Genomic DNA, 24,560 nt, shown 5'->3' on the forward strand with positions numbered 1-24,560 from the left:
GTCGAATCAGCCTACCGGCTGCCGGCCTCCCGGTCTCCCCGCCCAGCCTCGAGCGCCGCCAGCAGCCGCCCCGTCGCCGCCGCCACCGCCGCCACCGCCTCCTCGAACGCCGCCGCATTCCGCCGCGAGGGCTGCCGGTAGCCGCTCACCTTGCGCACGTACTGGAGCGCCGCCGCCCGCACCTCCTCGTCCGTCGCCGGCGGCGCCTGCCCCCGCAGGGTCCGGATACTTCGGCACACGCCCGGCCTCCTTCCCCGCCTAGGCCCGCGGCAGCCCGAGCCCGCGCGTCGCGATGATGTTCCGCTGCACCTCGCTCGTGCCCCCGCCGATGGTCGCCGCCACCGAGTGCAGCTGGAACCGCCCGATCCGGCCCATCAGCAGCTCCCAGCGCGAGGCGCCCCGCGACGTAATCTGCCCCCGCAGCCCCGCCATCCGGTACAGCACCGCCGCCATCCGCTGCTCCACTTCGCTCGCGTACAGCTTCACAATGCTCGCCTCGTAGTTCGGCTGCACCCCCCGCGCCTGCATCGAAACCACCCGCAGGCTCAGGTTTCGAGCCACCTCCACCTCAATGACCAGGTCCGCCAGCCGGTGCCGCGCCCACGCCAGGTTCGTCAGTCCCTCAGCCTTCGCGCACGCGATCGCCTCCTCGAGGATCGCCCGGTACTCCACGCACAGGTCCACCAGGCTCCGCTCGAAGTCCAGCGTCGTCGCCGCCACGTACCACCCCCGGTTCTCCTCCCCCACCAGGTTCCGCGCCGGCACCCGCACATTCTCGAAGAACACCTGGTTGAACCCGCTGTTCCCAACCATGTTGATGATCGGCGAGAGCGTGATCCCCGGCGATTTCATGTCCACCAGGAAGTACGAGAGCCCCTTGTGCTTCGGCGCCGAGGGGTCCGTCCGCGCCAGGAGGATCATCCAGTCCGCAATGTGCGCCCCGCTCGTCCAGATCTTCTGGCCGTTTACGACATACTCATCGCCGTCCCGCACCGCCCGCGTCTGCACGCTCGCCAGGTCCGACCCTGCGCCCGGCTCGCTGAACCCCTGGCACCAGCGCTCCTTCCCCGAAAGGATCGGCTCGATGAACCGCTCCTTCATCCACTCCTCGCCGTACTGCATCAGCGTCGGCGCCACCCAGCCAATGCCGACCCCGCCGAACCGCGGCGCCCGCGCGCGGGCCATCTCCTCCTTCAGGATGAACTGCTGCATCACCGGCAGTTCCGCGCCCCCGTACTTCTTCGGCCACGCCGGCGCCACCCACCCCCGCGACTGCAGTCGGCGCCGCCACTCCGCCAGCGCCGCTTTATCCCGCTCGTGCCCGCTCGAAAGCTGGCCCCACTCACCCTCGCCGGCATCGCCCTTCAGCGCGTCCGGCAGGTTCTCGGCGATCCATGCCCGCACCTCGGCCCGGAACGCCGCCTCTTCCGGAGAATCACGAAAGTCCATGCCGCGAAGCTTACCTGCGCCCGGCCCCACGATCATTCCCCGCTGAACGGTCCGCAGCCGCCTGCCGATACCTCAACTGATGGTACGCCCGAACGCCGCCCTCGCCCGCCGGGGAGACTTCCTCGCCGTCCTCGCCGACCCCGACCTCCTCCAGCTCCTCCTCGTCGCCTGCCCCGACGCAGTGATCGTCACGACCCCCGAAGAGCGCATCGCACTCTACACCGGCGCCGCCGAGGCGATGTTCGGCTTCGCGCCCGTCGAGGTCATGGGCCGCCGCATCGACGTCCTCTTTCCCGACCGGCCCAGCCGCCGCGCGCTCCGCGCGGCCCTCGCCCGCGATGGCCGGGTCGTCGCCTTCGAACTCCCTGCCGCCCGCAAAGACGCCCCGCCGTTCACCGCCGCTGTCTCGGCCGCCCGTGTGACCGGCCGCCTCGGCGATACCCTCGGCACCGTCTACTACATCCGCGACCACTCCGCCTACCGCGAAATCGAAGACGCCCTCCGCCGGAACAACGCCCAGCTCACCCACCTCGTCGCCCGGCTCGACCACCTCGCCCGCCACGACCCCCTCACCCGCCTCCTCAACCGCGCAGCTGCCTTCGAAGCCGCCGAGAGCATCCTCCTCGCCTTCCCGGTCGGCGCTGCAAAGCTCGGCATCGCCGTCTTCGACCTCGACCGCTTCAAAGCGATCAATGACTCCTACGGCCACCTCGCCGGCGATGCCGTCCTCGAATCCTTCGGCGAAACCCTCCGGCAGCTCGCCCGCCACGGCGACGTCATCGGCCGGTTCGGCGGCGAAGAGTTCATCGCCTTCCTCCCTGGCGCCTCCCTCGCCGATGCCGCCGCCTTTGCCGAGCGCATCCGCCAGGCCCTCCAGGCCCGGCCCGTCCCCATCGACGAAACCCTCGCCATCTCTGCCACCGTCAGCGCCGGGGTCGCCGCCATCCCCGAATCCGCCGAAACCCTCGAAGAGGCCGTCCGCATCGCCGACGAACGCCTCTACCAGGCGAAGCGCGCCGGCCGCAACCGCGTCGTCGCCACGGATACCGAGCAGAGGAGCGCAGCATGACGTCCGACCCGACCGCCGACTCCCCCTTCTTCCGCAACCGCCTGCGCACCATCGTCCAGGCCACCACCGACCTCGCCCCGCTCAAAGCCGTCGCCACCAAAGCAATCCAGCTCGCCGAGGACGAACGGTCGGCCGCCATGGACCTCGCAACCGTCATCAGCTCCGACCAGGCCCTCACCGCCCGCCTGCTGAAGCTCTCCAACTCCGCCTACTACGGCTACGCCCGCCGCATCTCTAACGTCCGCGAGGCGGTCATCCTCCTCGGCATGCGCACCGTCCGCTCCGTCGCCATCTCCACCGCCATCATCGACGCCCTCCGCATCCCCCAGCTCGAAAACTCCCGCTTCGACCAGGACCTCTTCTGGGCCCACAGCGTCACCGTCGGCATCATCGCCGAGGTCATCGCCCGCGAAACCCGTGTCGCCCGCCCCGAAGACGCCTTCACCGCCGGCGTCCTCCACGACATCGGCAAACTCGCCATGATGCTCGCCGAGCCCGCCGCCTTCGCCGAGGTGATCGACCTCGTCGAGACCGAAGGCATGAAGTACCGCGACGCCGAGTTCGCCGTGTTCGGCTTCGGCCACGAGCTCGTCGGCGCGCGCCTTGCTGCCCGCTGGAAGTTCCCCGAACCGCTCGTCTCGGCCATCCAGGCGCACCACCAGCCCGTCGCCGCCATCGAATCGATGGCCGACATCGTCACCGCCGCCAACCTGGTGGCGAACCGCGAGGGGCTCGCCGCCGGCTTCGACTACACCCACGAGCCGGAGCGCCGCCCGGCCGCCGCGGTGCCGCCCGCCGTAGACCTCGCCGTCGGCAAAGTCCACGGCGGGATCGCGACCCTCGAAGAGAAGGCCCGCGCCTTCCTCACCCACGTCACCTCCCGCCCCCCGCGCTGGTACCGCCCCCACCACGGCGAGGCGGAAGATGCCGGCGCCGACGCCGAGGAGACGCCCGCAGCCTGATGAACGGCCCCGCGCCGGCCGAATCCTCCTGTGAGGAGCACCTGTGAATCCTGCACCCACGGTTCCCGCGAGCCCGGAACAGGAGCCCGGAGCGCCCCAGCGGCACCTCCTCCGGATGGCCGCCCTCGCCGGATGGGGCATCGTCCTCGCCGTGCAGGTCGTCCAGTACCTCCGCCAGCCGACAACCGCGAACTTCATCGTCACCGTCGGCCTGGCCGCTCTCTTCCTTCTCTTCCTCGCCCACGCCGTCTTCATGCAGGTCGTCCGGAAGCGCCACTGGCACCGCGTCGCCGCCCGCCTCCAGGGCGCTGCCTACCTCTCCGAATTCCATAACCTTCCGAACCGCAACTACGTCCTCGCCGAGCTCCGCCGCGAAATGCCGCGCGCCCGCGCACTCCAGTCCCCCTTCGTCCTCGTCCAGCTCTCCATCGAGAACATCAACGACATCCGCGAACGCCGCGGCGAGGACTTCGCCAACCGCGCCGTCAACGCCCTCGCCGAGGTCCTCAAGCGTCTCACCCGCAGCTCCGATTTCCTCGCCCACCTCGGCGGCGCAAAGTTCTGCGTCATGCTCGTCGAATGCACGCTCGAGCAGTCGTACATCTACCTCAAGCGCGTCCCCGGCACCATCTCCGTCTCCGACGGCCACACCGTCTTCGATGTGCCCGTCACCGCCCGGGTCCTCCAGTACGACCTCGAAGCCCTCTACGCCACCGACGTCCTCCGCGACCTCGAGGAGACCCGGCCGCTCCGCCGCCGCGAACCTCCGCGCCCGGACGCGCTCGCCGCCTGACCCCTACCACTGGTAGGCCGCCGCGTCGCCCACCCGGTGCAGCTTCAGGAAGTTGGTCGTACCCTGCGCCCGCACCGGCAGGCTCGCCACCACCACCACCTCGTCGCCCTCGTCCACGAACCGCCCGCTCAGCAGCGCCTCGTCGATGGCCCGCAGCAGCTCGTCGGTCGTCGTCACCGCCCGGCTCAGGATCGGCACCACGCCCCGCGCGAGCGCCAGCCGCCGGTACACTGTTTCCGCGTGCGTTACACCGAAAATCGGCGCATCGGGGTGCACCTTGCTCATCAGCAGCGCCGAATACCCGCTCCGCGTGAAGCAGGCGATGCCCCGCATGTTCGGGTCCGACGCAACAATGCGCCGCGCCGCCAGCGCCACCACATAGGAATGGTCGTCGTGCTCGCCGTACCCCGCGCCCTCCGGCGCCGGGCCGGCCACCGCCTCCGCCTGCCGGATGATCCGGTCCATCATCGCCACCGCCTCCACCGGGTACTTCCCGATCGCCGTCTCCCCGCTCAGCATTACCGCGTCCGAAAACTCCCATGTCGCATTCGCAACGTCCGATGCCTCCGCCCGGGTCGGGCGCGGCGCCTCGATCATCGACTCCAGCATCTGCGTCGCGGTGATCACCGGGATCATCTCCCGCGCCGCCGCCGCGATGATGCGCCGCTGCTGCACCGGCACCTCCTCCGGCGGCAGCTCCACCCCAAGGTCCCCCCGCGCCACCATGACGCCGTCTGCCTCCGCGACAATCTCGTCGAGATGCTCTACCGCCTGCTTCCGTTCGATCTTCGCAACGATCGGGATGTCGCCCCCCAGCGCTGCGATCGCCGCCCGCGCCGCCTCGATGTCCGAGGCATCCCGCACGAAGCTCACGGCCACGTAGTCCACGCACTCGGCAACCGCCATCGCCAGCGCTTCGCGGTCCCGCTCGGTCAGCGCCGGCGCCGTGAGCGCCGTCTCCGGAAAGTGCACCCCGCGCCGCGGCGCCAGCATCCCGCCCGCCGTCACCTGGCAGACCAGGTCGTCGCCGTCGCGCTGCACCACCCGCAGTTCGATCCGCCCGTCGTCGAGCAGAATCCGCTCCCCCGCGATCACATCCTCCGTCAGCCGCTCGTAGCCGATCGTGAACCGCTCCTCCGTCCCCGCCACCGGCTCCGCCGTCACCCGCACCGTCGCGCCCGTGCGCAGCTCCAGCGCCCGGCCCCCTTCCGTTTCGCCCGTGCGGATCTTCGGTCCCGCCAGGTCAAGGAGCACCGCCACCGGCCGGCCTTCCTCCTTCGCAACCGCCCGCACCAGCCGCACCGCCTCGCGGTGGCTTTCCAGTGTCCCGTGGCTCGTGTTCAGCCGCGCCACGTCCATCCCCGCGCGCATCATCGCCCGCAGGGTTGCCGGGGGCAGCGAGGCAGGCCCCAGCGTCGCCACGATCTTCGTCCTGCGCAGCATGCTCATGCCCCGACTATAGCAGCGCCGGGCCTGCGCCCCGGTGAACGGTACACTGGGCAGCGTGCCGCGCGACCAGCTCAAGGCCCGCGAATTCCTCTTCCTCGCCGAAGAGCTGGCGTTCCGCGCCCTCCCGCCAGCCGTCCCGGCACCGTCCCGCAGGGTCATGTGGACCATCCTCCAGCTCTCCTGGGGCGACCCCGCCTCGCACATCGAACTCCAGCCCCAGCCGTCCCGCGGCATCGTCGAACTCGGCCTCCACTTCGAAGGCCCCGCCGAAGCGAACGACGCCCGCGCCGCCCTCGTCGCTGCCAACGCCGGGCCGCTCATGGCCGCGCTCGGCCCCGCCTGGGAGCTCGAGGTTTGGACTCCCTCCTGGCGCCGGCTCCACCGCACCTTCGCCTTCGACATCCTCACCCGCCGGCTCGCCGAGACGGTCGCCGCCGAAATGGCCCGCGCCATCCCGCTCCTTTACCCGTTCTGTCTGCCCGTCCCGCAGCCTGCCTTATCCCTAAGCGCCGCCGAGGCTACCCTCGGCCCATGACCCGCCGACTCAACCCCCTCCTCGCTGCTGTCGCGGCTGCCGGGCTCGTCGCCGCCGGCGCCTGCGGCGGCGACGACGGCGACGCAACCCCCGCGCCGTCCACCCCCTCGCCTCCAGCCACCCAGGCGACCCCGGCCCGCACGGCCACGTCTGCACCGACGCCGGCCGCCGGCCCCATCACCCTCGAGAACCCGACGGTCACCGCCTCCGGCCTCCGTTACCAGGACCTCGTCGTCGGCGATGGCCCCTCGCCCCAGCCCGGCCAGCGCGTCACTGTCCACTACACCGGCTACTTCACCGACGGCCGCAAGTTCGACAGCTCCCGCGACCGCGGCCAGCCCTTCACCTTCGTCCTCGGCGTCGGCCAGGTCATCAAAGGCTGGGACGAAGGCGTCGCCTCGATGAAGGTCGGCGGAAAGCGTCTGCTCTACCTCCCCGCGAACCTCGCCTACGGCAGCCGCGGACAGGGCCCTATCCCGCCCAACACCGACCTCATCTTCGAAGTCGAGCTGCTCGATATCCGCTAACCCCGGCGTCCTTCGGCTCCCGCGGGAGGCTCCCACGCCCGCACCGCCTTCGCCGCAATCAGCTCCTCGATCTCGGCCTCCGCGAAGCCCAGCTCGCGAAGCACCTCCCGCGTGTGCTGGCCCAGCGCCGGCGACGGCAGCCGGGTCCCGGTCTCCCCGCCGCTCATCCGCAGCGGGCTGTTCGCCATCACCACCGGCCCCAGCACCGCGTGGTCGAAGGTCCGCAGCAGCTCCATCGCCTCCACCTGCGGGTCATCGAACAGCTCCGCCGTGTACCGCACCGGCCCGCACGGCACGCCTGCCGTGTCGAACGCCGCCACCCATTCGTCCGTCGTCTTCGTGCTGAAGATCGCCGCGATCAGTTCGTTCAGCACGAGGTTCTCATCCGGCGAGAGCGCCTCCGTATCAAACTCGTCGCCCTCCACCCGCGGGTCCTCCACGCCGAGCACCCGCACCGCCGCCCGCCGCAGCCGGTTGTTGAGGCAGGCCAGCGCGATGTACGAATCCTTCGTCTCGTAGACCTTGTAGTAGGGGTTGTTCCGCCGGCCCGTCTCGTGCCGCATCGGGATCCCCCGCAGCACCTCCTCCACCCGCCGCCCTTCGGCCCGCGCCTGCGCGATGGCTGCCAGCACCTGCTCCCGCTGCTCCCGATCGAGCCGCTCAATCGAAAACATCGGCCGGTACTGCACGGCGATGCCCGCCGCGAACAGGCTCGTCTCGATGAACTGGCCCCTGCCGGTCCGCTCCCGGTGGTAGAGCGCAGCAGCCGCCCCGTAGGCGAGGAACATCCCCGCCGCGAGGTCCGTGGGCGAGGTCGTGATGATCGGGTGCGGCAGCCCGCCGGCGCCTTCGAACGCCATGATCCCCGTCATCGCCTGCGAAACAAGGTCGAACCCCGGCCGGTCCCGGTACGGCCCTGCGCTCCCGAACGCCGTGTTCTGGCAGTAGATCAGCCGCGGATTGACCGCCGAGAGCGTCGCGTAATCCACCCCCAGCCGCTCCGCCACCCCCGGCCGGTAGTTCGCGAGCAGGATGTCCGCCGTCCGCACCAGCCGGAGGAACACCTCCTTCCCCTCCGGCCGCTTCAGGTCGATCGAAATGCTCCGCTTCCCCTTGTTCACCCCCATGAACCCGCGGCTCTCGCCCGGCGCGACTGGCGCCGTGTGCCGCCAGAAATCCCCGAGCGGCGGTTCGACCTTGATCACGTCGGCTCCGAGGTCCGCCAGCATCTCGCCCGCCAGCGGCCCGGCGATGTACTCGCTCAGGTCGAGCACCCGAACCCCTTCGAACACGCCCCGGATCGTCTCCATGGTCCCCTCTCGGCCGTCTGCCGGCGTCAGCCGCGCGGCAGCCCCAGCCCGCGCGTCGCGATGATGTTGCGATTGATCTCCGAGGTCCGGGCCGCAATCGTCAACGATACCGCCTGCAGCACCGTCATCGGGATCTGCCCCTCGAGCGGCGCCCATTCCCCGCCCAGCAGCTGCCCCCGGAGCCCGAGCGTCGTGTACGCCACCCGCGCCATCCGCTGGTGGAGCTCCGTCCCGAACGTTTTCGCCATCGAAGCTTCGTAGTTCGGCACCAGTCCCCTGCTCTGCATCCATGCAACCCGGTACGACATCAGCCGTCCCACCTCGAAGCTGAGCGCCACGTCGGCCAGCGCCAGCCGCACCGGCGCCCGGTCGAACAGCGTCCCGCCGCCGCTGTCGCGCGCCGGGGTCGCCTTCGCGTACGCCACCACCTCCTCGAACGTCCGCAGCCCGCCGATGACCCGGCCGATGCCCGAGCGCTCGAAATCCAGCGTCGCCGTCGACACGTACCAGCCCCGGTTCACCTCCCCGACCACCATGTTCGCCGGCACCCGCACGTCAGCGAAGAACACCTCGTTGAAGCCGGCCTGCCCGGTCATCTGCACCAGCGGCCGCACGGTAATCCCCGGCAGCTTCATATCCACGAGGAAGTAGGTGATGCCCCGGTGCTTCGGCGCATCCGGGTCGGTCCTCGCCAGCAGGATCATGTAGTCCGCCCGCTGCGCGTTCGAGGTCCAGATCTTCTGCCCGTTGATCACCCAGCAGTCACCGTCGCGCACCGCCCGCGTCTGGAGCGAGGCAAGGTCCGAGCCCGAGCCCGGCTCGCTGAACCCCTGGCACCAGGTGATGTCGTCCCGCACGATCGCCGGCAGGAACTGCGCCTTCTGCTCCTCCGCCCCGAACAGGATGAGCGTCGGCCCCACCCGGTCGGCGCCCATCGTCTGGCCCGGGGCCCGGTGGTACGCCATCTCCTCGTTATAGACGAGCTGGCGCAGGTGGGGAGCCCCCTGTCCCCCGTACTCTTTCGGCCACGACATCGTCAGCCAGCCCTTCGCCGCCAGCTTCTTCGTGAACGACTCCCCCTCGCGCACCTTCGGCAGCTCCGCGCGGATGAACGCGCGGACCTCCTGCCGGAACGCCTCGTCCTCCGCAGAGAACCGGAACTCCATGGCGCACCCCTCGCCGCGTTTCGCGCACTCTACCGCGGCGCCCGGGCCGGCGGTAGCGCCCCTACGCCTCCCCGCGCAGCCGCGGGTCCGACGATCGGTTCGCCATCTCCAGCGCGTCCTCCACCAGCGCGACCGTCCGCTCCCCGAACGCTTCGAACCCCTCACCCACGGTCTCCCCCTTCAGGTAGCGCGCGTGGATGCCCTCCACGATGACCGCCAGCTTGTAGGTGGCGAACACCTCGTACCATTCGACCCGCGAAACGTCCCGTCCGCTCAGCCGGCCATACGTCTCGACAATCTCGCGGCGTGTCGGGAAGCCCGGGTGGGCCGTCGCTTTCGCCGCAATCCGGGCGTTCAGGAACCGCTCCGAATCGCCCACTTCACCCCAGTACCCGAGCGTGTACCCGAGGTCCGTGAGCGGGTCCCCGAGCGTGGCCATCTCCCAGTCGAGCACGGCCACCACCCGGCCCGGGTCCTTCGGGTCGAGCATCATATTCCCCAGCCGGTAGTCCCCGTGCACAATCGTCGGCGCCGGCGATTCCGGCATGCTCGCCCGCAGCCGCCGGATCAGCTCATCGATCGCCGGCAGCTCCCGCGTCTTCGAACGCTCCCACTGCTCGCTCCAGCGCCGCACCTGCCGTTCGAGGTATCCCTGCGGCCGCCCGAAATCGCCGAGCCCCACGGCCTCGTAGTCGATGGCGTGCAGCTGCACCAGCGTCTCCACCAGCGCCCGCGCAATCTTCTGCCGCTCCTCCGCCGTCTCCGCGTACCCCGGCGGCAGGTCCTCCCCGATGATGACGCCCTCGCGGTACTCCATCACGTAGAACGGATAGTCGTTCACCGAGGGGTCCTCGCACAGCGCAATTGGCGGCGGCGCCGGGAACCCCGCCCGCTGCATCGCCGTCAGCACCCGGAACTCCCGCACCATGTCGTGCGCCGTCGGCAGCACATGCCCCAGCGGCGGCCGCCGCAGGACCCAGGTCCGGCCGCCGCCTTCCACCCGGTAGGTCAGGTTCGAGCGCCCGCCGCTGATCAGCGCAAAGCGCAGCGGCACGTCGCCCCCGGGCACGTGCTCCGCAAAGAACTTCGAGACCGCCTCATAGCGGATCCCCGCCGGTACCTCGTTCGTCGTTTCGTTCGTCATCGAACCGGAAAGTATACGCCCCCGCTCCTTGCGCCGAAGCCGCCGAAGGGCGAAGATCGCAAAGCTCGAAAACCTCGTAGATCTGCCTGATGACCGATCATTTGGAAGGTTTGGATCGTTTGGTCGTCTGCTCGTGGGATACTACCTCCTGCGACGCAGCCGCCTTCGCCCTCGCCCGCGCCGAGGCCCTCGCCCACGATGCCGCCCTCGTCGTCACCTGCCAGCGCATCGAAGCCGTCGCCCTCGCGCCCTGCCCGCTCGGCTGCGCCGCCAGCCGCACCGGCCTCGAGGCGTTCCGCTACCTCGCCGCCCTCGCCGCCGGGCTCCACTCCATCGCCCTCGGCGAACACGAAATCCTCGGGCAGGTCCGCCGCGCCGCCGATGACGCTCCGCCGCCGGTCGCCGCCGTCCTCGCCCGCGCCATCGCCGCCGCCCGCGCCTTCCGCAAGCGCCACCCCGTCGATGCCGATTCCGGCTCCCTCCTTCGCCTCGCCCTACGCCGCCTCCCTGCCCCGGCCTCGCTCCTCGTCGTCGGCTCCGGGCCTACCGCCGCCGCCGTCTGCCGCGCCGCCCGCGACCTCGCTATTCCGCAGGTGACCGTCGCTTCCCGCACCGCACCGGCCTGGCTCCGCGGTCGCGCATCGGCCTGGCAGCCGCTCGACCGCCTCGCTGCGCTCCCGCCGCACGACCTCGCCGTCGTCGCCCTCGGCGGCGATGCGCCGGTCCTTCCGCCCGCGGACCTGCCCGCTGCCGCCGTCCTCGACCTCTCCACCCCCCGCCGCACCGACCCCGCCGACCCACGCGTCACCGACCTCCGCGCCCTGCGCGAACTCGCCGGGTTCGAGGGCCGCGCACCCCTCTTCGCCGACCTCGACCGGGACATCGACCGCGTCCTCGCCCACTGGTCCGAAGATGCCGGCTCCCCCGTCGGCCGCTTCCGCCGCGCCGTCGAACTGCGCCGCCGCGCCGACCTCGAACGGATCGCCCGCCGCCACCCCGAAATCCCCCGCCACGTCCTCGAAACCATCACCCGCAGCCTGGTCGCCCACATCCTCCACGAGCCGTCAGAGCGCCTCCGCGCCCTCGACCCCGCGACCGCCAGCCTCGTCGCCTCCATCTTCGAACCCGCGGAGCAGCCATGACCGCCACATCCGTCCTCAGCACCGCCCACCCCGAGACCGCCCGCATCCTCGCCGTCGCCGAAGATGGCCTGGCCGGCTTCTACGAACGCCCCTTCGCCGCCATCGCTGAGCGCGCCGGCCTCCCCGAGGCGCTCGTCATCGAGCGGGTCCGCGACCTCCTCGAAGCCGGCGTCGTCCGCCGCGTCCGCCAGACACTCAACACCGGCAGCCTCGCCCACGGCGCCCTCGTCGCGTGGAAGGTCCCCGCCGATGCGCTCCACGACGCCTTCGATACTCTCTTCCGCGACGACCCCTTCTCCGGCCACGTCGTCATCCGCTCCACCGATTCGGCGCTGCCCGGCGCCGCCTTCCGGCTCTGGACCACCGTCAAGGTGCCCCAGGGCTTCTCCCTCGAACGCCACGTGGCGTACATGGCCCGCGTCATCGGCGCCGAAGCGTGGCGGGTCATGCCCGCGCGCTGCCTCTTCGCCCTTGGCGTCGGCCATGTCCGCCGCCGCAGCCTCGAGCCGGGCGCCCGCGCCGACGCCCCCGCGCAGCCGCAATTCCCCGAACTGACCCGCCTCACCCCCGCCGGGTGGCAGGCCCTCGCTGCCCTCAAAGAGCCGCTCGAGCCCGCCGAAATCGTCCCCGAGCCGTGGCGCGCCCGCGCCGATCGGTTCGGCCTCCCCTACGATGCCTTCCTCGAGGCGGTCCGCAGCCTCGAAGCCAAAGGCCTCATCGCCCGCTTCTCCACCTTCCTCGAGCACGTCAAAGAGCTCCCCACCGGCGAGCGGGTCACCCGCTACAACGCACTCTTCCACTGGGCCGTCGAACCCGGCCGCGAAATCGAGGCCGGCGCCGAAGTCGGCCGCCACCACATCATCACCCACGCCTACTGGCGCGAGGCCGGCCCCGAATTCGGCAACGTCAACATCATGGCCGTCGCCCACGGCACTGAGAAAGCCGCCCTTCTCGCCCACAAGGCCGCCATCGACGCCCACCTTGCCGAAGCCGGCATCCCCGTCGCCTACACCACCCAGTTCTGGGGCGGCCGCTCCGAAATCAAACCCTCTGAAATCCTCCCCTCCGCCTACGAAACCTTCTGCCGCGAACGCGGCATCGACCCCGACACCATGCGCGAGGACGCCTGACTATGCAGTATCGACCCCTCAACGGCACACCCCTCACCCTCTCCGCCGTCGGCTTCGGCGTCTGGACCGTCGGAACCAGCTGGTGGGGCATCACCGATCGCGCGGAGGGCATCCGCCTCCTCCGCCTCGCCTTCGACCTCGGCATCACCTTCTTCGATACCGGCAACACCTACGCCGACGGCGCTGCCGAGACCATCCTCGCTGATGCCCTCTCCGACCGCCGCACCGACATCGTCATCGCCACCAAGTTCGGCTACGACCTCTCGGTCCCGCCCCGCCCCAACCAGCAGGAGCGCCCGCACGACTGGTCCCCCGCCCACATGCGCCGCTCCCTCGAGGACTCCCTCCGCCGCCTCCGCACCGAATACATCGACTACTACCAGCTCCACAACCCCCGTCTCGACGCCATCCAGCGCGACGACCTCCTCGCCGCCCTCGAAGACGCCCGCCGCGAGGGGCTCATCCGCGCCTTCGGCGTCGCCCTCGGCCCCGCCTTCGATATGCGCCAGGCCGAGGAGGGCATCGCCGCCGTCCGCCGCGGCATGCCGGCCCAGCTCATCTACAACATCCTCGAGCAGGAGCTCGGCGAAGCCATCTTCCCCGCCGCCCGCGAATGCGGCGTCGGCACGCTCGCCCGCGTCCCCCACGCCTCCGGCCTGCTCGATGGCACCGCAACCCGCGCCACCGAATTCCCGCCCGGCGACCACCGCCGCTGGCGCATTGATACCCCCGAAAAGCGCGCCGCCTGGGAAGAGGGCATCCGCCGCGCCGGCACCCTCGCGTTCCTCGCCCGCGACGGCCGCACCCTCGGCCAGGCCGCCATCCAGTTCATCCTCCGCGAACCCTCCATCGGCGCCGTCATCCCCAACATCTACGACGAAGCCGGCCTCCGCGAGTTCGCCGCAGCCTGCGAAGCCCCGCCGCTCACCGATGCCGAATACGACGCCGTCCAGCGCCTCCGCGCGGCCGGCTACCCCGAACCCGAAGGAGCCCGCGCATGACCGCTGAACCCGCACCCGCCCACGCCGCCCGGCCGCGCGGCCCCATGGTCGAACTCGACCCCTCCGGCCGCGTCAACCCCAAGGAGCCCGACCGCGCCCGCCGTCAGTTTCTCAACTACGCCTTCTTCCGCATCGACCCCGCCTTCCGCCGGCTCCCCCGCGAAGAGCGCTGCGCCCTCCACCGCGAATACGTCGAGGTCCTCCGCCGCTGGGCCGCCCGCGATGATGTCATCCTCCGCACCTACACCCTCGAAGGGCTCCGCGCCGATTGCGACTTCATGCTCTGGCGCATCGCCCACGATGTCCGCCGCTTCAACGAGATGCAGCGCGACCTCAACGCGACGGGGATGGCCGGCTGGCTGAGCCCCGCCTACAGCTTCCTCTCCCTCCAGAAGCGCTCCCAGTACGTCAACCGGATTGAAGGCTCCGGCCAGGGCGTCGAACTCCTCCCCGGCGAAGGCCAGTTCCTCTTCGTCTACCCCTTCGTCAAAACCCGCGCCTGGTACGCCCTCAGCCCCCACGCCCGCCAGGGCATGATGGACGAGCACATCCACGTCTCCGCCCCCTTCAAGGGCGTCCGCCTCAACACCAGCTACAGCTACGGCATCGACGACCAAGAGTTCGTGGTCGCCTTCGACTCCGATTACCCCCAGGAGTTCGTCGACCTCGTCGGCCGCCTCCGCTTCACCGAGGCCTCCCTCTACACCCAGCGGGATACCCCGATGTTCACCTGCCTGAAAACGGAGCCTGAGAACATCTTTACGCCCTGATGCCCTTCCCGGCGCCGGCAGCTTCGACTCGACATGTCACAATGAACACCATGCCGAACCTCACCGGCCACGCCTGGCTCGTCGGCGCCGGCCCCGGCGACCCCGGGCTCCTCACCCTCGCCGCCCGCGACGCCCTCCAGCAGGCCGACGTCGTTCTCTACGACGCGCTCATCGGGCCCGAGGTGCTCAGCTTCGCCCGCCCCGGGGCCGAGCTCGTGCCCGTCGGCAAGCGTGCCGGCGCCCACTCGATGCCCCAGGAGGAGATCAACCGCCTCCTCGTGGCCCGCACCGCCGAAGGCCGCCGTGTCGTCCGCCTCAAGGGCGGCGACCCCTTCGTCTTCGGCCGCGGCGGCGAAGAGGCCCTCGCCCTCCGTGCCGCCGGCCTCCCCTTTACCGTCATCCCCGGCGTCACCTCCGCCGTCGCCGTCCCTGCCGCCGCCGGCATCCCCGTGACCCACCGCGGCCTCGCGACCCGCTTCACCGTCATCACGGCCGCAGACCGCGCCGGCGAGGTCCCCGCCGACCTCCCCGGGCCTGCTGCCGCCGGAACGCTCGTCATCCTTATGGGCGCGGCCGCCCTCCCCGCCCTCGTCGAACGCCTCCTCGCCGCCGGCTGGGACCCGGATACCCCCGCGGCCTCCATCGCCAGCGGCACCCTCCCCGGGCAGCAGGTCGTGACCGCCCCCCTCGCCGGAATCGCCCCCGCGGCGGCCGCCCTGCCCACGCCCCTCATCACCGTCGTCGGCCCGGTCGCCACCCTCGCCGAACAGCTCGGCCCCGGCCGGTACGGGCCGCTGGCCGGCCGCTCGGTCGTCGTCACCCGCTCGCGCACGCAGTCGTCACTGCTCAGCGAGGCGCTCCGCAACCTCGGCGCCAGGGTCATCGAAGCCCCCGCCATTGCCATCCGCCTCCACCCGGAGGGCATCATTGCCGATGAGCGCTGCTCCAGCCGCTGGGACTGGGTCGTGTTCACCAGCCAGAACGCTGTCGCCGCCGTTTTCGACGCGTTCGACGCCGCCGGCCTCGATGCCCGTGCCTTCGGCGCGGCCCGCATCGCCGCTGTCGGCGAAGCCACCGCTGCCGCCCTCCGCGCCCGGGCCATCCGTCCCGACTTCCTCCCCTCCCGGGCCACGTCGGCAGCCCTCGCCGCCGAGCTCCCCCGCGCGAGCGGCGCCCGCATCTTCCTCCCCATCTCCTCGCTCGCCGGCCCCGAACTCGAAGACGCCCTCAGCGCCCGCGGCGCTCACGTCGAACGGGTCGACGCCTACGACACCGTCCCCGAAACGCTCGACCCGGCCACCATCGCCCGTGTCCAGGCCGCCGATGCCATCACCTTCACCAGCGCCTCCACGGCCAGGTTCCTCCGCCGGGCCCTCGCTGAGACCGTCCTCGCCCCGGAAGTCCGCCTCGTCAGCATCGGCCCCGCCACCTCCGCCGCCGTCCGCGCCTGCTTCGGCCGCGTCGACGCCGAGGCCCCGGAGCCCTCCATCCCCGCCCTCGTCGGCGCCGTCCTGGAGGTGCTGGGGTGAGCATCCTCGTCGAACTCCTCCCCGGAGCCGGGCCCGTCCTCGTCGTCGGCGGCGGAACAGTCGCCCGCCGCAAGGTCCAGAACCTCGTCGAGGGCGGCTTCACCGTCGTCGTCATCGCCCCCGCCATCGACGACGCCATCGCCGCCCTCGACGGTGTGACGTGCATCCGCCGCCCCTTCGTCCACGTCGATATCGACGCCCGCCCGTGGGCGCTCGTCCTCGCCTGCACCGGCGACCGCGGCGTCAACCGGACCATCGGCGAGCTCGCCCGCGCCCGCCACATCCCCGTCCTCGTTGCCGACGCCCGCGCCGAGAGCACCGTCGCCTTCCCGGCGCTTCACCGCGACGGCGACCTCCTCGTCGGCGTCTCCACCTCCGGCGCCGACCCCGCCCTTGCCGCCCGCCTCCGCGATTCCGTCGCCGAAGCCCTCGGCCCCGGCCGCGCCGCAGAAGTGGCCGCCGCCCGCGCAGCCCGCGCCGCCCGCCGCACCACGGAGCCCGACGCATGACCCACCTCATCCTCGCCGGCCACGGCTCCCACCTGAACGCCGATTCGAGCGAGCCCTTCCACCGCCTCGCCGCCGCCCTCCGCGCCTCCGGCGAATTCGATGCCGTCTCCGTCGCCCTCTGGAAGGAGGAGCCCTCCCTTGCCCGCGCCCTCGATGCCGTCACTGACCCCGAGGTCGTTGTTGTTCCTGTCTTCATCTCCACCGGCTACTTCACCCGGACGGTCGTCCCCCGCGAGATGCGCCTCGACGGCCCGCTGACCCGCCGCGCCGGCCAGCAGATCCGCTATACCCCGCCCGTCGGCACCCATCCCCGCCTCGCCGAGGTCATCATCGAACGCGCCCGCGAGGCCGGCGCCGGCCCGGCTGACGCCCTCGTCGTCCTCGGCCACGGCACCCGCCGCGACTCCCAGTCCGAGAAGAACGTTTACGCCATGGCCGACCTCGTCGCCCGGCGCGCCCTCTTCGCCGAGTGCGGCGTCGCCTTCATCGACCAGGAGCCCGGCATGCTCACCATGCTCGATCGGTTCCGCGCCGACCGCCTCTTCGTCGTCCCGCTCTTCATCGCCGAAGGCTGGCACGTCGGCGAGACCATCCCCGCCGACCTCGCCCTCGACGGCCCCGAGACCCGCCGCGGCGGCCGCGTCGTCCACTACACCCCGCCCGTCGGCACCCACCCCGCTCTCGCCGGGGTCGTCCGCGAACTCGCCCGCGAGGCCCTTGTCGCCTTCCCCCCTTCCGCCGCCTCGGCTCCGCCCGCCCCGGCCCGCCCCGGGCAGCTGCCGCCCGTCATCGGTGAGCTTCGCATCGCCGACGGCCGCGTCTGCGGGCCGGGCGAACCCTGCCGCGAACTCCCGCCCGACCCCGAGGCGGTCCGCCGCCACGTCCGCATCGGCGAGGATGGCCGCTACCGGCCGCTCCCCGGCGCGCGCGGCCTCCCCGGCGGCTGGTTCGTCCGCACCGGCGAGGGCTGCACCGCGGAAGCCGTCGTCGAAGCCGTCTACCCCCTCGCCGCCGTGCACGAACGGCAGGCACGCGCCGGCGAACTCCGCATCGTCCCCCTCGACGAGGTCCTCGAACGCCAGTCCGGCCGCTACGAAAGCGCCCGCTCCCTCTCCGGGCGCGGCCGCCGCGTCCTCCGCGACGTCCTCTGCGGCCGCTGCATCCGCACCCCCGCCTGGCCCCTCTCCTCCCTCCCCGCTCCCGGCTCCCCGCTCCCCGCTCCCGGCTCCCCGCTCCCGGCTCCCGGCTCCCCGCTCCCCGCTCCCGGCTCCCCGCTCCCGGCTCCTGGCTCCCCGCTCCCGGCTCCCGGCTCCCCGCTCCCCGCTCCCGGCTCCCCGCCGTGCCCCGAGGCCTGCAGCGTGTTCGTCGCCCTCGCCCGCGAGGCCGCAGCCTGGGAGCAGGAGGGCGCCGAGCCCGTCCCCGTCGACCCCGCCATCCCCTTCGCCGCCTTCGAAGAGCCCGGCAACGAAATCCGCGAAGCCGTCCTCGCTGCCCTCCTCGAACCGGCACACCCCGGAGCCCCCGCATGACCAACGAGTCCATCCGCGAAGCCGCTGCCGGCCTCTTCCCCGGCGGCGTCAACAGCCCCGTCCGCTCCTACCGATCCGTCGGCGGCGACCCCGTCCCCGTCGTCCGCGGCGCCGGCCCGTACGTCTTCGACGCCGACGGCGCCCGCTACATCGACTACGTCGGCGGCTTCGGGCCCGCCATCCTCGGCCACGCCCGCCCCGAAGTCACCCGCGCCATCGCCGAGGCCGCCGCCGAAGGGCTCACCTTCGGCGCGCTCGGCCCGCGCGAGGTCGAACTCGCCGCCGCCATCCGCGAGGCCACCGGCCTCGAACGCCTCCGGTTCCTCAACTCCGGCACCGAGGCGACCATGACGGCCATCCGCATCGCCCGCGCAGCCACTGGCCGCGACCTGGTCGTAAAGTTCGACGGCTGCTACCACGGCCACAGCGACGGCCTCCTCGTCCGGGCCGGGAGCGGGGTAGCGACCCTCGGCATGAGCGACTCCGCCGGTGTCCCCCAGGCCGTCGCCGGCCTCACCGCCGTCCTCCCCTACAACGACCCCGCCGCCCTCATCCGGTGGTTCGATGCCCACCCCGGCGATACCGCCGCCGTCATCGTCGAGAGCATCCCGGCAAACGTCGGCATCCTCGCGCCGGACCCTGAATTCCTCCAGGTGCTCCAGGCCGTCCCGCGCGCCCACGGCGCCCTCCTCATCGCCGACGAAATCATCACCGGCTTCCGGCTCGCTCGCGGCCTCTCCGGGGTCCTCCCCGCAGCCGACCTCGTTACCCTCGGGAAGATCATCGGCGGCGGGCTCCCCATCGGCGCCATCGGCGGCCCCGCGCACCTGCTCGGCCTCCTCGCGCCCGAAGGCCCGGTCTACCAGGCCGGCACCTTCAGCGCTAACCCCGCGGTCATGGCCGCCGGGCTCGCCACCCTTCAGCTCCTCACCCCCGGCGCCTACCAGCGCCTCGAGCAGGTCGCCCGCCACCTCGAAAACGGCCTCCGCACCGCCATCCGCCGCGCAGAAGTCCCGGCCAGCGTCGTCCGCTACGGCTCCATGCTCTCCCTCTTCTTCCGGCCCGAGCCCCCGCGCGATTACGCCCAGGCCCGCGAGGCCGACACCGCGGCCTTCGCCCGCTTCCACCGCGCCATGCGCGCGCGCGGCGTCCTCATCCCGCCGTCCCAGTTCGAAACCTGGTTCGTCTCCCTCGCCCATAACGAGCCCGAGATCGACGCCACCGTCCGCGCCGCCGCCGAAGCCCTCCGCGAGGCCTGCCCCGCATGACCCTCCTCCGCCTCGGAACGCGCGGCAGCCAGCTCGCGCTCGCGCAGGCGCGGCTCGTGGCCGACCGCCTCGAAGCTGCCGCCCCCGGCCTGGCGGTCGAACTCGTCACCATCGCCACCGCCGGCGACCGCGACCAGGCGACCCCGCTCGCCGCGGGCGAACGCCCCGGCTGGTTCACCACCGCCATCCAGGAAGCCCTCCAGCGCGGCGAGGTCGACATCGCCGTCCACAGCCTCAAAGACCTGCCCACCCGCCGCCCGCAGGGGCTCGTTATCGCCGCCGTCCCGCTCCGCGAAGACCCCCGCGATGCCCTCGTCTCCCGCACCGGCGCTCCCCTCCGCAGCCTCCCACCCGGCGCGGTCGTCGGCACCGGTTCGCCCCGCCGCGAGGCCCAGCTCCGCGAACTCCGCCCCGACCTCGACATCCGCCCCATCCGCGGCAACGTCGAAACCCGCATCCGCAAGGTCCGCGAGGGCGAATACGATGCCGCCGTCGTCGCGCTCGCCGGGCTTCGCCGCCTCGGCCTCGAAGCTGAGGCCGCCGAAATCTTCGGCTTCGAAGAGCTGCTCCCCGCGCCCGGCCAGGGCGCCCTCGCTGTCGAATGCCGCGCCGACGACGCCCGCGCGCGCGGCCTGCTCGCCCGGATCGACGACCCTGCCGTCCGCCTCGCCGTGACCGCCGAGCGCAGCTTCCTCGCTGCCATCGAAGGCGGCTGCAGCTTCCCCGCCGCGGCCTACGCCGAGCACTTCGGCACCACCCTCAAGCTCCACGCCCTGGTCGCCTCCGGCGGGCGGATCGTCCGCTCGAAAATGGGCGGCCCCGCCGAGACCGCTGCCGGGCTCGGCCGCCAGCTCGCCGAAGAGCTCCTCCAGCGCGCCGGCCTCCGGTAGTCCCCGCCCCGGCTGCGCCGCTGCCCGCCCGTCGTGGTACAACGGAGCCATGCCCGCTCCGCGCCGCGACCTCCACGAGCTCAACCGCCTCGCCTGGAACGAAGCCACCCGCGCCCACAACAGCCACAAAGGCGACCAGGCCCGCTTCTTCCGCGAAGGCGGCTCCACCCTGTTCCCGGAGGAGCTGGAACTCCTCGGCCCCCTCGAAGGGAAGCGGCTCGTCCACCTCCAGTGCAACGCCGGCCAGGATTCCCTCTCCCTCGCACGGCTCGGCGCCCGCGTCACCGGTGTCGATATCTCCGACGAAGCCATCGCCTTCGCGTCCGAACTCTCCCGCGCCGCCGGCATCCCGGCCGACTTCGTCCGCGCCGATATCTACGACTGGTTCGAAGCCGCCGCAGCCGCAGGCGAGCAGTTCGACCTCGCCTTCTCGTCCTACGGCGCCGTCTGCTGGCTCTCCGACCTCCCCGCCTGGGGCCGCGGCATCGCCGGCATCCTCGCGCCCGGCGGCGCCTTCGTCCTCGTCGAATTCCACCCCGTCGTCGGCATGTACGACGACGAACTCCGGCTCACCTGGCCCTACCGCGACCCCGAACCGATCCACGGCGACGGCGTCGGCGATTACGTCGCCGCCTCCCGCGAGGGGCTCGTCCCCTGGGGCTTCGAAGAAGGCCTGACCGGCTTTGAGAACCCGCACCGCGGCGCCGAATTTGCCCATGGCACCGCCGATGTCATCACGGCCCTCATCGAGGCCGGCCTCGTCCTCGAAGTCTTCCGCGAGTACGAGTACGCCAACGGCTGCCGCTTCTTCTCCTGCGCCGAGATGCGCGAAGGCCGCCGGTTCTACCTCCCCGCCGGCGTGCCCGCCATCCCCCAGATGTACGCCGTCCGCGCCCGCAAACCCGCCGCCTAGGCCCCGGCTCCCCGGTCCCGGTTTGAGCCCGGCGGCCCGGCTGCCGCCCACAGCACTGCGCTGGTCGCGGCGATGGCGAGGGCGTGCTCAACGTCGAAGGTGCGGTGGAAGAGCGCCAGCCGCCCCGCGGCGAAGAGGGCAACCCCGGCGAGCACCGCCCGGCCGATGCCGGCGGGCAGCCGCCAGGCCGCCACAACCGCAAGCCCGAACAGCCCCGCCGATGCCCCCGAGTCCGGGTGCTGCAGGAGCCGGTCCGCATGGTCGCTCCACGCAGCCGCAACCCGCAGCGCCCCGAGCGTCGGGAGGGTGCCGGCCGCGTCCGCACCCCAGAAGCCCGCCGCCAGCGCCGGCCATCGCCACAGCCAGGAGCAGGCCGGCACCACCGCCAGCGCAAACATCCACTCGGTCCCTACCAGCCCCGGCCGCGGCTGTACCAGCGGCGAAAGCACCAGCCGCCAGGGCTCCCGCCAGGCCGCCGCCCACGTCAGCGCCCAGTGGTCGATCAGCCACGGATGGAGACCGGGGAAAAACTCGCTCGCCACCTGCGGGCCGAGGATGGCCGCCAGCAGCAGCGCGGCCGGAGCCAGCCTCCCCGCGGCCTCCCGCGCCCGGGTCATCCCTCGAGCGGCTCCGGCATGTCCGGCCCGCCGCGCTGCCACGGCCACCGCAGCGGACTGCGGCGCTCGCCGACCAGCGCCACGGCCAGCGCAATCGCAGGCAGGTCGGCCTCGCTCCGGTAGATGAGGTACCGGCTCTCCCAGGCCGGGTCCCACTTCTCCTTGAATGCCCGCAGCCCGCGGAAGTTGAACGCCCTGCCCCCGTACTCATACAGCCACCGCAGCACCCGCCCCTTCACCCCGCTCTCGTCGACGTTCGCGAGCGGGGCAAAGCCGAGGCTCATTCCAGTCATCCCTTCCTCCCGGAACCGCTCCGCCATCTGCACGAACAGGTAGTCCATCACCCCATCGGGCGCATCCGGCCGGCGCCGCATCAGGTCGAAGTTCCCCACCCTCGAAGCGAACGGCGGCAGCAGGTTCACGAATGCCTCGATGCGCCCCGAAGGCGCCCGCACAGCCAGCACCCGCGTCGCCCGCAGGTACCCTTCGTCGAACCACCCGAGGGTGAACTGCCGCTCCCGGTGATGCCCCTCGGCCAGCCAGCCGTCCGAAACCTCCCGCAGCTCCGCTATCGTCCTCGCATCGATTGGCTGCGGCAGCTCCTCGACCGTGTACCCCTCCCGCTGGAGACGGTTCGTCACGTTCCGGATGTGCTTGAACGACTTTCCCGCAAGGCTGAACGTTTCGAGGTTAACAACTGCCTCCTCGCCGATCTTCAGCGCCTTCAGCCCCAGCCGCTGCAGCAGCGCGACATCTTCCGGCGTCGACTGGTGGAAGCAGAACCCCCACCCGTTCAGGTCGCAGTATTCAATAAATTCCCGCGCCACAGCCTCGCACGCGGCAGGCTCCCCGATCGGCCCGCCCAGCGCCACTGCCACATGCCGCTCGACCCGGTAGCCGATGAACGCGTCGCCCTCGTTCGCCATGAAATGCGACTTGTCCGGCATCAGGTGGAAATACGCGAGCGACGTGGTTCCCCACCGCTCGAGAATCGTCCGCACGCGCTCCAGCTCCCGCCGCTCCTCCGCCAGGCGATACCGCACCGGCGACAGCAGATGCCAGCTCCCCACCGCAATCGTCGCGCCCATCAGCACCCGCACGGAATCGAGGAACCAGCGTCCGTGGCGGCCGACCGGCTCTGCGTTCGCCTCCGGGATGATCAGCACCAGCCGTACGGTGTCCTCCACCATCGCTCGCCACGATTCCGAGCCGCGGAAATGGCGGTCCAGGAGCCACAGCCCCGCCAACCCGTACGCCATCGCCCCCAGCGTTCCGAGTACCAGCCAGGCAACTCCGCGCCGCGCCATCGCCGGGTCGCTCCGCGCCGGGAACGCCGGCGCCCACGCCAGGAGCAGCCCCGCCGTTGCGCCTGCCGAGACCAGGCCCAGCACATCGGCCCGCTTCACCTGGAAACACGCGAGAGCCGCCAGCGCCGCCACCGTCGCAACGACCCACGCCTGCCGCTTCCCGCGCAGCAGCCCGCTCACAGTGCTCACCTGCGCCAGCGATGCCAGCACGAGCAGGAACCGCGCCGTGATGACCGCAGAGACCGGGAACGCCCGGTGGAGCGGCCCAATCTCGATAATCGGCCGGTGCAGCAGCACCAGCGCGAACCCCAGCAGCCCGTTCGCCAGGACGACCGCGGCTGCCGTCCGCCGCTTCCATGCCCCGGGGAGCCGTGCTTGGCTCATCCGCCAGGCTCCTCCGGCGCCAGTCCTGCCGCAGGGGCTGCCCCGCCCCGTCCCAGCAGCCGGAGCGCCGCCAACCCGGCCGCCAGCGGAATCCACGCCTCCCCAACGCGGTACAGCACCACCGCCGCGGTCGTCACCGGCACGCTGACTCCGTAGCTTCTGAGCATCGCCCCCAGCGACGCCTCCGCGAAGCCCAGGCCCCCGGGGAGAATCCCCACCGTCGAAAACAGCACCGTCATCGCGTACCCCGAAAGCGCGACGACCGGGCTCACCGGCTCGCCCAGTGCCCGCAGCACGGCCCACAGCAGCCCAACACCGGCCAGCTCAACCGCCATGCCCCAGGCGAACGCGCCTGCCAGCCTCCCGGGCGCGCGCCGAAGCGCAGCCAGCACGTCGAACAGCTCGTCCGCGGCGGCATCATTCGCCACGTAGACGTCCCGGGTGAGTCCCAGGAGCCGGCGCAGGGCGTGGCTCGCCATCCCCGTCAGCCGGTACACCCGGCGCACCATCCCACGGCTCCAGAGCGCCGCCCCCAGGATTGCCGCCTGCCCTGCCGCGTACACGGCGAACAGCGCGCCTGCTGCAATTTCCAGCCGCGTGACATGCCCATCGAACCACATCACCACGAAGACCACCGCCAGCGTCAGCGCGAACGTTGCATGGCTGACCACGACCACGGCCGTGTAGGCCGTGGTCGCCAGCCCCGCAGGCTCGCCGCGCCGCTTCGCTCCCGCGAGAAAAACCGCCAGCCCGCCCATGCCGCCCGATTTCGATACGATGTTCAGCGCTCCCGCAGCCAGCGCCGGCACCACCATCCCCGCCGTCGTCGCCGGAAGGCCCACCGCACGCCGGGCGCTCGCATACATGCCGGCCTGTCCCGCGAGAAACAGCACCACCCACCCCAGCGCCGCCGCAAGCCAGGCGGGGTTGGCTGAGGTCGCGCTCCGCCAGGCGTCCGGCAGGTCCTGCCGGTTCGCCCACAGGAAGAACGCCACAGCGGCGGCCAGTGCTGCCCACAGCACGGCCCTGAGCGCGGCCGTCCGGCCCTTCCGGGCTTCCTCGGCATGCGGTTCCGTGCCCGTCACGTCAGGTCAAGTTTCCTCCGGCTCCTCCCACAGAACAGATGCCCGTACCGTCCCTTTTCGGCTTCCTTACCGGGCGCTGTCT

The 24,560-nt window shown here is 71.9% G+C and carries 24 protein-coding genes; 15 read left to right on the plus strand and 9 right to left on the minus strand.

What is annotated here, in order from left to right; genetic code table 11:
• Nucleotides 1-11: 11 nt before the first annotated feature.
• Together Tbon_RS08600 and Tbon_RS08605 are read right to left on the minus strand one after the other, a co-directional pair.
• Entirely contained in the window at nucleotides 12-239 is a 228-nt protein-coding gene (locus tag Tbon_RS08600; protein WP_158067318.1) for a DUF2277 domain-containing protein, read from the minus strand.
• Nucleotides 240-258: 19 nt separating this feature from the next.
• Nucleotides 259-1,449 carry an acyl-CoA dehydrogenase family protein gene (locus Tbon_RS08605; RefSeq protein ID WP_192497850.1) on the minus strand — a complete coding sequence of 397 codons (1,191 nt, stop codon included), beginning with the start codon at nucleotides 1,447-1,449 and terminating at the stop codon, nucleotides 259-261.
• 79 nt (nucleotides 1,450-1,528) lie between these two features.
• Here Tbon_RS08605 and Tbon_RS08610 point away from each other — a divergent pair, with 79 nt between their 5' ends.
• The 3 genes from Tbon_RS08610 to Tbon_RS08620 all read left to right on the plus strand — a co-directional run bounded on the left by Tbon_RS08610 (nucleotide 1,529) and on the right by Tbon_RS08620 (nucleotide 4,273).
• On the plus strand, nucleotides 1,529-2,518 hold the full coding sequence (locus tag Tbon_RS08610; RefSeq protein WP_158067320.1) for a GGDEF domain-containing protein: 990 nt from the start codon (nucleotides 1,529-1,531) through the stop codon (nucleotides 2,516-2,518).
• Nucleotides 2,515-3,480 (plus strand): HDOD domain-containing protein, encoded by a 966-nt coding sequence (locus tag Tbon_RS08615; protein ID WP_158067321.1) that lies wholly within the window; start codon nucleotides 2,515-2,517, stop codon nucleotides 3,478-3,480. Before Tbon_RS08610 ends, Tbon_RS08615 begins: the two co-directional genes overlap by 4 nt.
• Nucleotides 3,481-3,595: 115 nt before the next feature.
• Nucleotides 3,596-4,273: a diguanylate cyclase domain-containing protein gene (locus tag Tbon_RS08620; RefSeq protein ID WP_158067322.1), complete on the plus strand. Its 678-nt coding sequence runs from the start codon at nucleotides 3,596-3,598 to the stop codon at nucleotides 4,271-4,273.
• 3 nt (nucleotides 4,274-4,276) lie between these two features.
• Here the strand turns inward: Tbon_RS08620 and pyk are convergent, their stop codons facing one another.
• Complete coding sequence (pyk, locus tag Tbon_RS08625; protein ID WP_192497851.1) at nucleotides 4,277-5,722, minus strand: pyruvate kinase; 1,446 nt, start codon at nucleotides 5,720-5,722, stop codon at nucleotides 4,277-4,279.
• 55 nt (nucleotides 5,723-5,777) lie between these two features.
• On the opposite strand from pyk, the gene Tbon_RS13860 reads away from it, so the two are divergent.
• A complete protein-coding gene (locus Tbon_RS13860; protein ID WP_192497852.1) occupies nucleotides 5,778-6,257 on the plus strand; it encodes a hypothetical protein in 480 nt (159 codons plus the stop codon).
• Complete coding sequence (locus Tbon_RS08630; protein WP_158067324.1) at nucleotides 6,254-6,784, plus strand: FKBP-type peptidyl-prolyl cis-trans isomerase; 531 nt, start codon at nucleotides 6,254-6,256, stop codon at nucleotides 6,782-6,784. The genes Tbon_RS13860 and Tbon_RS08630 overlap by 4 nt, the downstream gene beginning before the upstream one ends.
• Here the strand turns inward: Tbon_RS08630 and Tbon_RS08635 are convergent.
• From Tbon_RS08635 to Tbon_RS08645, 3 genes are all read right to left on the minus strand, one after another.
• Complete coding sequence (locus tag Tbon_RS08635; protein ID WP_192497853.1) at nucleotides 6,781-8,094, minus strand: CaiB/BaiF CoA transferase family protein; 1,314 nt, start codon at nucleotides 8,092-8,094, stop codon at nucleotides 6,781-6,783. The genes Tbon_RS08630 and Tbon_RS08635 overlap by 4 nt on opposite strands.
• Before the next feature lie 26 nt (nucleotides 8,095-8,120).
• Complete coding sequence (locus Tbon_RS08640; RefSeq protein ID WP_158067326.1) at nucleotides 8,121-9,260, minus strand: acyl-CoA dehydrogenase family protein; 1,140 nt, start codon at nucleotides 9,258-9,260, stop codon at nucleotides 8,121-8,123.
• A 61-nt stretch (nucleotides 9,261-9,321) separates the two neighbouring features.
• On the minus strand, nucleotides 9,322-10,404 hold the full coding sequence (locus tag Tbon_RS08645) for a phosphotransferase family protein (RefSeq protein WP_158067327.1): 1,083 nt from the start codon (nucleotides 10,402-10,404) through the stop codon (nucleotides 9,322-9,324).
• Between the two features lie 110 nt (nucleotides 10,405-10,514).
• Here Tbon_RS08645 and Tbon_RS08650 point away from each other — a divergent pair, with 110 nt between their 5' ends.
• The 10 genes from Tbon_RS08650 to Tbon_RS08695 are packed head-to-tail and all read left to right on the plus strand — an operon-like array spanning nucleotide 10,515 to nucleotide 21,085.
• Nucleotides 10,515-11,546 (plus strand): glutamyl-tRNA reductase, encoded by a 1,032-nt coding sequence (locus tag Tbon_RS08650; protein ID WP_192497854.1) that lies wholly within the window; start codon nucleotides 10,515-10,517, stop codon nucleotides 11,544-11,546.
• Entirely contained in the window at nucleotides 11,543-12,676 is a 1,134-nt protein-coding gene (locus Tbon_RS08655) for an Lrp/AsnC family transcriptional regulator (protein ID WP_158067329.1), read from the plus strand. Before Tbon_RS08650 ends, Tbon_RS08655 begins: the two co-directional genes overlap by 4 nt.
• Before the next feature lie 2 nt (nucleotides 12,677-12,678).
• The gene (locus Tbon_RS08660) at nucleotides 12,679-13,677 is read left to right on the plus strand and encodes an aldo/keto reductase (RefSeq protein WP_158067330.1); all 999 of its coding nucleotides are present in this window, start codon (nucleotides 12,679-12,681) and stop codon (nucleotides 13,675-13,677) included.
• Nucleotides 13,674-14,447 (plus strand): chlorite dismutase family protein, encoded by a 774-nt coding sequence (locus tag Tbon_RS08665; protein ID WP_158067331.1) that lies wholly within the window; start codon nucleotides 13,674-13,676, stop codon nucleotides 14,445-14,447. The genes Tbon_RS08660 and Tbon_RS08665 overlap by 4 nt, the downstream gene beginning before the upstream one ends.
• Nucleotides 14,448-14,497: 50 nt before the next feature.
• Nucleotides 14,498-15,976, plus strand: a complete 1,479-nt coding sequence (gene cobA, locus Tbon_RS08670; protein ID WP_192497855.1) for a uroporphyrinogen-III C-methyltransferase — start codon at nucleotides 14,498-14,500, stop codon at nucleotides 15,974-15,976.
• On the plus strand, nucleotides 15,973-16,485 hold the full coding sequence (locus Tbon_RS08675; RefSeq protein WP_192497856.1) for a precorrin-2 dehydrogenase/sirohydrochlorin ferrochelatase family protein: 513 nt from the start codon (nucleotides 15,973-15,975) through the stop codon (nucleotides 16,483-16,485). Before cobA ends, Tbon_RS08675 begins: the two co-directional genes overlap by 4 nt.
• Nucleotides 16,482-18,014, plus strand: coding sequence for a CbiX/SirB N-terminal domain-containing protein (locus Tbon_RS08680; RefSeq protein WP_158067334.1), 1,533 nt, complete (start codon nucleotides 16,482-16,484; stop codon nucleotides 18,012-18,014). Before Tbon_RS08675 ends, Tbon_RS08680 begins: the two co-directional genes overlap by 4 nt.
• Complete coding sequence (gene hemL / locus Tbon_RS08685) at nucleotides 18,011-19,282, plus strand: glutamate-1-semialdehyde 2,1-aminomutase (RefSeq protein ID WP_158067335.1); 1,272 nt, start codon at nucleotides 18,011-18,013, stop codon at nucleotides 19,280-19,282. The genes Tbon_RS08680 and hemL overlap by 4 nt, the downstream gene beginning before the upstream one ends.
• Nucleotides 19,279-20,172 (plus strand): hydroxymethylbilane synthase, encoded by an 894-nt coding sequence (hemC, locus tag Tbon_RS08690; protein ID WP_158067336.1) that lies wholly within the window; start codon nucleotides 19,279-19,281, stop codon nucleotides 20,170-20,172. Before hemL ends, hemC begins: the two co-directional genes overlap by 4 nt.
• A 49-nt stretch (nucleotides 20,173-20,221) precedes the next feature.
• Entirely contained in the window at nucleotides 20,222-21,085 is an 864-nt protein-coding gene (locus Tbon_RS08695; RefSeq protein WP_158067337.1) for a class I SAM-dependent methyltransferase, read from the plus strand.
• On the opposite strand, the gene Tbon_RS08700 is transcribed toward Tbon_RS08695, so the two are convergent.
• The 3 genes from Tbon_RS08700 to Tbon_RS08710 are packed head-to-tail and all read right to left on the minus strand — an operon-like array spanning nucleotide 21,082 to nucleotide 24,478.
• Nucleotides 21,082-21,702 carry a hypothetical protein gene (locus Tbon_RS08700; protein ID WP_158067338.1) on the minus strand — a complete coding sequence of 207 codons (621 nt, stop codon included), beginning with the start codon at nucleotides 21,700-21,702 and terminating at the stop codon, nucleotides 21,082-21,084. The two genes, Tbon_RS08695 and Tbon_RS08700, sit on opposite strands and share 4 nt — an antisense overlap.
• Nucleotides 21,699-23,393, minus strand: a complete 1,695-nt coding sequence (locus tag Tbon_RS14400) for a bifunctional lysylphosphatidylglycerol flippase/synthetase MprF (RefSeq protein WP_158067339.1) — start codon at nucleotides 23,391-23,393, stop codon at nucleotides 21,699-21,701. Before Tbon_RS14400 ends, Tbon_RS08700 begins: the two co-directional genes overlap by 4 nt.
• Nucleotides 23,390-24,478: a lysylphosphatidylglycerol synthase transmembrane domain-containing protein gene (locus Tbon_RS08710; protein WP_158067340.1), complete on the minus strand. Its 1,089-nt coding sequence runs from the start codon at nucleotides 24,476-24,478 to the stop codon at nucleotides 23,390-23,392. The genes Tbon_RS14400 and Tbon_RS08710 overlap by 4 nt, the downstream gene beginning before the upstream one ends.
• Nucleotides 24,479-24,560: the final 82 nt, after the last annotated feature.

This window comes from Tepidiforma bonchosmolovskayae (genome assembly GCF_008838325.1).
GTDB classification, from domain to species: Bacteria; Chloroflexota; Dehalococcoidia; order Tepidiformales; family Tepidiformaceae; genus Tepidiforma; species Tepidiforma bonchosmolovskayae.